We start from the raw sequence: 7,770 nt of genomic DNA, 5'->3' as shown, positions 1-7,770 counted from the left end.
GGGGCCGCCCCCGCGCGACAAAAAAATCGGCCCGCCAGCATCTGCTGGCGGGCCGATTTGCTTCCTGCTGCCTTAGGCGGCGTGCTTACGCGCGCGCGGGCACCGCGTGTTGCGGCATCTCGTCAGCCTCTTCCACCTGCGCGACCGCCGGGCGCACGTCCATGTGTGCGTCCTGTTGGTCGAGCACGGCCTCGGGGTCGTTGGCCTCCTCGAGGGTCTCGTTGTTGAGGTGGCTGTTGAGCACCTTCATGTCGACGTCCTTGCACCACTTCGCGACGACCACGGTCGCCACGCTGTTGCCGATCAGGTTGGTCAGCGCACGCGCTTCCGACATGAAGCGGTCGATGCCGAGGATCAGCGCGAGGCCCGCCACCGGCACGCCACCGACGGCCGACAGCGTCGCCGCGAGCACGATGAAGCCGCTGCCGGTGATGCCTGCGGCGCCCTTCGAGGTCAGCAGCAGCACCGCGAGCAGGGTCAGCTGCTGCGTGAGGTCGAGCGGGGTGTTGGTCGCCTGGGCGATGAACACGGCCGCCATGGTCAGGTAGATCGAGGTACCGTCGAGGTTGAACGAGTAGCCCGTCGGGACCACCAGGCCGACCGTCGACTTCTTGCAGCCGAGGTTCTCCATCTTCGCCATCAGGCGCGGCAGGGCCGATTCCGACGACGAGGTGCCCAGCACGATCAGCAGCTCTTCCTTGATGTAGCGGATCAGCTTGACCACCGAGAAGCCATGCGCTTTCGCGATCGTCCCCAGCACGCCGAAGATGAACACGATGCAGGTCAGGTAGAAGGTCGCCATCAGCATGCCCAGCTGCGCCAGCGCGCCGACGCCGTGCTTGCCGATCGTGAAGGCCATCGCACCGAAGGCGCCGATCGGGGCGACCTTCATGATGTAGCCGACGATGCCGAACAGCACGTGCGAGAACTTCTCGATGAAGTCGAACACCAGCGTGCCGCGGCCGCCGAACTTGTGCAGTGCGAAGCCGAACAGCACCGAGAACAGCAGCACCTGCAGGATCTCGCCCTTGGCGAAGGCGTCGACGACGGTCGTCGGGATCACGTGCAGCAGGAAGTCCGTCGTGCTCTGCATCTTCGACGGGTCGGTATAGGCGGCGATCGCTTTCGTATCCAGCGTCGTCACGTCGATGTTCATGCCGGCGCCCGGCTTGACGACGTTGACGATCACAAGGCCGACGATCAGCGCGATCGTGCTGACGATCTCGAAATACAGCAGCGCGAAGCCGCCGGTCTTGCCGACCTTCTTCATGTCCTCCATGCCGGCGATGCCGACGACGACGGTACAGAAGATGATCGGGGCGATGATCATCTTGATCAGCTTGATGAAGCCGTCACCCAGCGGTTTCATCGCGGCGCCGGTCTGCGGGTAGAAATGCCCCAGCAGCACGCCGATCACGATCGCGACGATGACCTGGAAGTACAGCGACGTATAAAACGGTTTCTTGGCCAAACCCATCTCCTCGGTTATTTACTGCGTGGCCGCGATTATTTCGATCGAGGACGATCATGTGCAGTGTGAACTTCCGCATTGTGGATATCACCTAGCAGTCCGTCGGACTACGCCACCCACGGTGGCGTAGTGTTCGCGATGCGAAATGTGAATTGGGCTTGAAGGCTGTTTTCAGCGAGATTTCTGCGAGAGAGCGCACGATTCCCCGCCAGTTTCCTTACTGCGGACGCAATACGGCCATGCGCTTCAGATTCCAGGCGAGGCAAACGAGGGTCCATTCGTTCGTCACGTTTTCGAGGCCGCGCAGCAGAAACTGCCGGAAGCCCATCACCGACTTGATGATGCCGAACACCGGCTCGACGGTTTGTTTGCGCAGCGCATAAGCCGCGCGTCCGGCACGTGTCTTCAAGCGGTGCTTCATCGTCTCAACCGCCGAGGCACCCTCGGCCAGCGGTTCGGGTTCGCTGAAACGTTCCCGCCAATCCGGGTGATGCGCATCGCGCCTGACTGCGATCAGCGGTTCGATCTTCGCGGCGATGCACGCAGTGACGTTCTTCTCGCTGTAGTAGCCGGTGTCCGCGAGCCAGGTCGCCGGCTGGTTCAATCCCTCAGGATTGGACTGGACCTTCGCCAGCATCGGCTCGATCTGTTCCTTGTCGTTGGTTGCCTGGGTTACGTGAGTGGCGAGGATCAGCATCGATTCGGTATCGACCACCGCCTGCGCGTTGTAGCTTTGCTCGAATCCGCCGCCCGGCACCGGCATGATTCGTGACTCTTCGTCGGTCAGGTTGATCTGCTCGCCGGCGCACGGCCCGGCTGGCGGCGGTTTCGGCCCTTTGCCCTTGGGCTTCTTGCCCGTTTCGGCTTCCTTCTTTGCGCGCGCGGCGAGCTTCGCCTGGTGCTCGGCCTGTTCGCGCGCGAAGCGCTCGGCCGCTCGAGCCTCGATCTTGGCCTTCGCGGCCGCGATCGCCGCCAGCCGGTCCTCACGACGACGAATCTCGTCGGGCAGCTTCACCCCGTCCGGCAGCGAGGATTGATCGGCCGCCTCGGCCAGCTTCATGAGTTCCTGCACTTCGGCCTTGAGCTGCGCCTCGATCTTCTCGGCGTGACCATAGGACAGCGCACTGTGCCGGCTCGCATTGGCGTGGATCTTGGTCCCGTCCAGACTCACCGTGCCAAAGCGCGAGAGCTGGTTCTCGCGCGCCACCTGCAGGACCTGGACAAAGGCGGCTTCGAACTCCCCGCCGAAACGTTTCCTGAAGGACGCCAGCGTGTCGTGATCGGGATGCCGGTTGCAGGCGATGTAACGGAACGCCAGCGAGTCATACGTCGCCCGCTCGATCTTGCGGCTCGAGAAGGTCCCGGTGGCGTAGCCGTAGATCAGCAGCGCAAGCAGCGTTGCCGGATGATAGGCGTCGCTGCCTCGTCCGGCGTAGGCCCGCTCGATCGCCGTCAGATCCAGCTGCTCGACGACCTCCACCACGTAACGCGCCAGATGCGCTTCTGGCAACCACTCCTGCACCGACGGTGGCAGCAGAAAATCAGTGTCCCGGTCTATCGGCTGGAAAGCCATTTCCGAAAATCCCGTCAGTTCGCCCCGCTAGGATTATCGCCTATCCCGCTCAAAGTCCGACGGACTGCTAGACGGCGCAGGGGCATGCGGCCGAAGGCGAATGCGGGAGGAAGGAGGCGTCAGGCCTTGCGCGCGAGCCACACGCCCAGCACGGCGACGGCCATGCCGGCGAGCGCGAGGCCGGAGAGGGTCTCGCCGAACAGCAGCCAGGCCATCAGCGCCGTCGTCGGCGGCGTCAGGTAGAACAGGCTGGCGACGTTCACGGCGCTGCCGCTGCGGATCAGCAGGTTGAGCAGGCTGATCGCGCCGAGCGAGAGCACCAGCACGAGCCACAGCAGGGCGAAGACGAATTGCCCGCTCCAGTCGACGTGCATCGTCTCGGTGCGGCTGGCAATGAAGGCGGTGACGATCAGGCTGGGGATGAACTGCACGACCGAACCGGTGCGCAGGTCGAAGCTCGGGCAGAAGCGCTTCTGGTACAGCGTGCCGACGGTGATGCCGGCCAGCGCCGCAAGGGCCGGCGCCAGCTTCCAGCCCAGCTCCGCCGCCGACACGCCGACCGCGACCTTGTTGCTCACCACCAGCGTGACGCCGACGAAGCCCAGCACGAGCCCGCCCCATTGGCGTCGCGTGACCCGCTCGCCCAGCAGCCAGCCGGCGCCGAGCGCGGTCAGCAGCGGTTGCATGCCGACCACCAGGGCGGAGACCCCGGCGGGCAGGCCGCGGTCGATCGACATGAACACCCCGCCGAGATAAGTCGCCTGCACCAGCAGGCCGGCCACCGCGATGTGCATCACCTGACGCCAGTCGCGCGGCCAGGGCGCGCGCATGGCGAACGCCAGGGCGCCCATCAGCGTGATGACCAGTACGTAGCGGGTGCTCAGGAAGGTCAGGGGCTCGGCGAAGGGCAGGCCGAATTTCGCGCCGATGAAGCCGGTGCTCCACAGCAGGACGAAGAGGAGCGGGGCTGCGGAGGTCAGGCGGGGGTGGAGGATGGCCATGGCGTGTCGGGAACGTGCGTGTGCGGGCCCGGCAGGGCGGAAGCAGCCCATCTTACCTGCACGTTGATGCGTGCGTGTCGTCGCCGAATCGTCGTCCGATGAATTTTCTCGCAGGTCTGGCGATTCGAGACCTCGTCCGCATTGTGGGCGTGCGGGCCGAGAGTTACACTGGATTGCAACAACGTCATAGTCCGGTTGGTGACGTTGGTATATAAGAAGAATATTGTCGTCTCCACGCCCGAAAGGCGGATAGCTTTCCCTTCGGACGCAGGAGTCTTCCGGGGCTCGCGCATTGCCGGGCCCGCCGAAAGGGGGAAAGCGTCATGGATGTCTGGAAGGCAGACGTCGCCATCGTCGGTGCAGGCGGAGCCGGCCTGCGCGCCGCGATCGCGGCCGCCGAGTCCGACCCGTCGCTGAAGATCGCGCTGGTCTCCAAGGTCTACCCGATGCGCAGCCACACGGTGGCCGCAGAGGGCGGCTCCGCCGGCGTCGTGCAGGCCCACGACAGCCTCGAGCACCACTTCCACGACACGGTCGCCGGCGGCGACTGGCTGTGCGAGCAGGACGTGGTCGAGGACTTCGTCGCGCGCAGCACCGAGGAGATGGTGCAGCTCGAGCACTGGGGCTGTCCGTGGAGCCGCAAGGCGGACGGCCACATCAACGTGCGCGCCTTCGGCGGCATGAAGATCGAGCGCACGTGGTTCGCCGCCGACAAGACCGGCTTCCACATGCTGCACACCCTGTTCCAGACCTCGATCAAGTACCCGTCGATCCGGCGCTTCGACGAGCATTTCTGCCTCGACCTGGTCGTCGAGGACGGTCGCGTGCAGGGCGTCGTGGTCGTCGACATCGCCTCGCGCCGCTTCACGCTGATCCAGGCCAACGCAGTGATCCTCGCCACCGGCGGCGCCGGGCGCGTGTTCCGCGAGAACACCAACGGCGGCATCGTCACTGGCGACGGCATGGCGCTCGCCTACCGCCACGGCGTGCCGCTGCGCGACATGGAGTTCGTCCAGTACCACCCCACCTGCATGCCCGGCACCGGCCTGCTGTTCACCGAGGCCTGCCGCGGCGAGGGCGGCTTCCTGCTGAACCGCGACGGCTACCGCTACCTGCAGGACTACGGCCTCGGGCCGGCCGAACCGACACCGCGCAACAAGGCGATGGAGCTCGGGCCGCGCGACCGCCTCAGTCAGGCCTTCTGGTACGAGCAGCAGAAGGGGCGCACGATAGACGGTCCGCACGGGGCGGTCGTGCATCTGGATCTGCGCCACCTCGGCGAAGCCAAGCTGCGCGAGCGCTTGCCGCAGATCTACGAGCTCGCCGAGGAATTCCTCGGCGTCGATCCGGCGAAGACACCGATCCCGGTGCGGCCCGCGGTGCATTACACGATGGGCGGCATCCTCGTCGATGGGCGCTGTGCCGCGCCGCTGCCCGGCTTGTACGCCGCCGGCGAATGTTCCAGCGTCGGCATCCACGGTGCCAACCGCCTCGGCTCCAACTCGCTCGCCGAACTGTGCGTGTTCGGCAAGACGGCCGGCGTCGAGGCCGCCGCCTTCGCGAAATCGGTGGCGCACGGTCGCGCAGACGTGCTGCTGAAACAGGCCGGGGCGTCGCAGCAGCGCGCGCTCGCGCTCGTGACCGACACGTCCGGCACGGAGCGCATCGCCACCCTGCGCAAGGAGATGGCGCAGAGCATGGAGGACGGTTGCGGCATCTACCGGCAGGCCGACACCATGCAGGCGACTTGCGACAAGCTCGCCGAACTGCGCGAGCGCTATCGCCGGGTCAGGGTCGAGGACACGTCGAGCGTGTGGAACACCGAATGGCTGCTCGCGATCGAGCTCGGCTACCAGCTCGAAGTCGCGCAGGCGATGGCGTGGTCCGCGCTCGAGCGTCGCGAGTCGCGTGGCGCGCACCAGCGCCTCGATGGCTACGGCGAGCGCGACGACGTCAATTTCCTCAGGCATTCGCTGGCGTATCACGCCGGCGCCGACGCGCCGCGCATCGGTTACGGCGACGTGAAGATTACCCGCTCTGCGCCGGGCACGCGTGCCTACGGCGCCGCCGGCGAGCAGGCCGAGAAGGCGGAACAGGAGCGGGCCGCACAGCCCGGTCCGGCAGGGGAGGCGCACCGTGGCTGATACGAGTGATACCGGCAAGCGCATGCGCATCGAGGTCCTGCGCTATCGCCCCGAACAGGACGCGGAGCCCTTCCTGCAAGGCTACGACGTGCCCTACAGCGACGACATGTCGGTGCTGCAGGGGCTGCAGTACATCAAGGACTGGCTCGACGGCACGCTGAGCTTCCGCTGGTCGTGCCGCATGGCGATCTGCGGCAGTTGCGGGATGATGATAGACGGCGAGCCGCGCCTCGCGTGCAAGACCTTCCTGCGCGATTTTCCTGCCGGCAGCGTGCGCGTCGAGGCGCTCGCGCACTTCCCGATCGAGCGCGATCTCGTGATCCGCATGGACGACTTCCTCGCCAAGCTCGAAAGCATCAAGCCCTACATCATCCCGAAGGAAGCACGCAGCCTCGCGCAGGGCGAGTACCTGCAGACGCCCGCCGAACTCGACGTATACGAGCAGTTCAGTTCCTGCATCAACTGCCTGCTGTGCTACGCCGCGTGCCCCCAGTACGGTCTCAATCCCGACTTCGTCGGACCGGGCATCATGGCGCTCCTGCACCGCTACAACGCCGATTCGCGCGACGGCGGCGCGTCAGCGCGCATGGAGGTCGCCGGGTCGGAAGCGGGGGTGTTCAACTGCACCGCGGTCGGCTACTGCTCCGAGGTGTGTCCGAAGCACGTCGATCCCGCCAACGCGGTCAACCAGAACAAGACGCGCGCGGCCGGGGACTATTTCCTGCGACTCGTCACCGGAAAGGGAGGCGCCAAGTGAATACGCCCGATCCGCGTCGCCCCTACGTGCGCCCGATGGCCGGCTGGTGGCGCCGCAATCCCTTCTTCGTCGAATACATGGTGCATGAGGCGACCGCACTCTTCGTCGCCGCCTATGCCCTCGTGCTGCTGGTCGGGCTGCTGCGGCTCGCGCAAGGCGAAGCGGCATGGAACGGGTGGCTGGACGCGCTGCGCAGCCCCGTGGCGCTGGTATTCCACGTCGTGCTGCTGGCCGCCTTTGTTTACCACTGCTGGACCTGGTTCCGCATCATGCCCAAGACCATGCCGCCCCTCGTCATCCGCGGCAAGCGCGTCGCTCCGGGCGTGATCACGGCCTGCGGCGTGGCTGCGACGGTGGTCTGCAGTCTCGTGGTGCTGGTTGTGGCGTGGGGGGCGACGCGATGAAACCGATTCCCAGACGCTCCAATGCGCCCGTCTTCTGGGGGCTGTTCGGTGCCGGCGGCATGCTTGCCGCGCTCTTCGGCCCGGTGCTCGTGTTCATGACCGGCATCGCGGTGCCGCTGGGCTTCATCCTTCCCTCCGATGCGATGAGCTGGGCGCACATGCAGGCCTTCGCGCAGCATTGGGCGGGCAAGGGGCTGCTGTTCGTCGTCGTCGCATTGTTCATGTGGCACGCCATGCACCGCATCCTCCACAGCCTGCACGACCTCGGCGTGCACGCGGGCGCCGCGCTGAAGATCGCGTGCTATGGCCTTGCCCTGCTGGTATCGATCGTCGCGGCGTGGGTGTTGCTGGCGCTCGGATTCTGAAAGGAACCTCCGCAGAGAGGGCGGTGCATGTCTTCGCACTGCGCGGGCCTCGGCT

7 protein-coding genes are annotated in these 7,770 nt (G+C 66.1%); 4 read left to right on the top strand and 3 right to left on the bottom strand.

Going from position 1 to position 7,770, the window contains the following annotated elements; genetic code table 11:
• Positions 1–85: 85 nt before the first annotated feature.
• The 3 genes from GPA27_RS20025 to GPA27_RS20015 all read right to left on the bottom strand — a co-directional run bounded on the left by GPA27_RS20025 (position 86) and on the right by GPA27_RS20015 (position 4,045).
• Positions 86–1,471, bottom strand: coding sequence for a dicarboxylate/amino acid:cation symporter (locus GPA27_RS20025; RefSeq protein ID WP_211165128.1), 1,386 nt, complete (start codon positions 1,469–1,471; stop codon positions 86–88).
• 217 nt (positions 1,472–1,688) lie between these two features.
• Positions 1,689–3,044, bottom strand: a complete 1,356-nt coding sequence (locus GPA27_RS20020; RefSeq protein WP_169142248.1) for an IS1182 family transposase — start codon at positions 3,042–3,044, stop codon at positions 1,689–1,691.
• A 119-nt stretch (positions 3,045–3,163) separates the two neighbouring features.
• Positions 3,164–4,045 carry a DMT family transporter gene (locus tag GPA27_RS20015; protein ID WP_169142247.1) on the bottom strand — a complete coding sequence of 294 codons (882 nt, stop codon included), beginning with the start codon at positions 4,043–4,045 and terminating at the stop codon, positions 3,164–3,166.
• Positions 4,046–4,368: 323 nt separating this feature from the next.
• Between GPA27_RS20015 and frdA the strand changes: the two genes are divergently transcribed.
• The 4 genes from frdA to frdD are packed head-to-tail and all read left to right on the top strand — an operon-like array spanning position 4,369 to position 7,715.
• A complete protein-coding gene (frdA, locus tag GPA27_RS20010; protein ID WP_169142246.1) occupies positions 4,369–6,189 on the top strand; it encodes a fumarate reductase (quinol) flavoprotein subunit in 1,821 nt (606 codons plus the stop codon).
• Entirely contained in the window at positions 6,182–6,946 is a 765-nt protein-coding gene (locus tag GPA27_RS20005; RefSeq protein WP_373322789.1) for a succinate dehydrogenase/fumarate reductase iron-sulfur subunit, read from the top strand. The genes frdA and GPA27_RS20005 overlap by 8 nt, the downstream gene beginning before the upstream one ends.
• Positions 6,943–7,350, top strand: coding sequence for a fumarate reductase subunit C (locus GPA27_RS20000; protein WP_169142245.1), 408 nt, complete (start codon positions 6,943–6,945; stop codon positions 7,348–7,350). Before GPA27_RS20005 ends, GPA27_RS20000 begins: the two co-directional genes overlap by 4 nt.
• Positions 7,347–7,715 carry a fumarate reductase subunit FrdD gene (frdD, locus tag GPA27_RS19995; protein WP_169142244.1) on the top strand — a complete coding sequence of 123 codons (369 nt, stop codon included), beginning with the start codon at positions 7,347–7,349 and terminating at the stop codon, positions 7,713–7,715. The genes GPA27_RS20000 and frdD overlap by 4 nt, the downstream gene beginning before the upstream one ends.
• Positions 7,716–7,770 lie beyond the last annotated feature (55 nt).

It is taken from the genome of Aromatoleum toluolicum, from assembly GCF_012911005.2.
In the GTDB taxonomy this organism is placed as follows: domain Bacteria; phylum Pseudomonadota; class Gammaproteobacteria; order Burkholderiales; family Rhodocyclaceae; genus Aromatoleum; species Aromatoleum toluolicum.
Note: the sequence above shows the minus strand (reverse complement) of the source record. Positions and strands in the feature narration are given on the sequence as shown.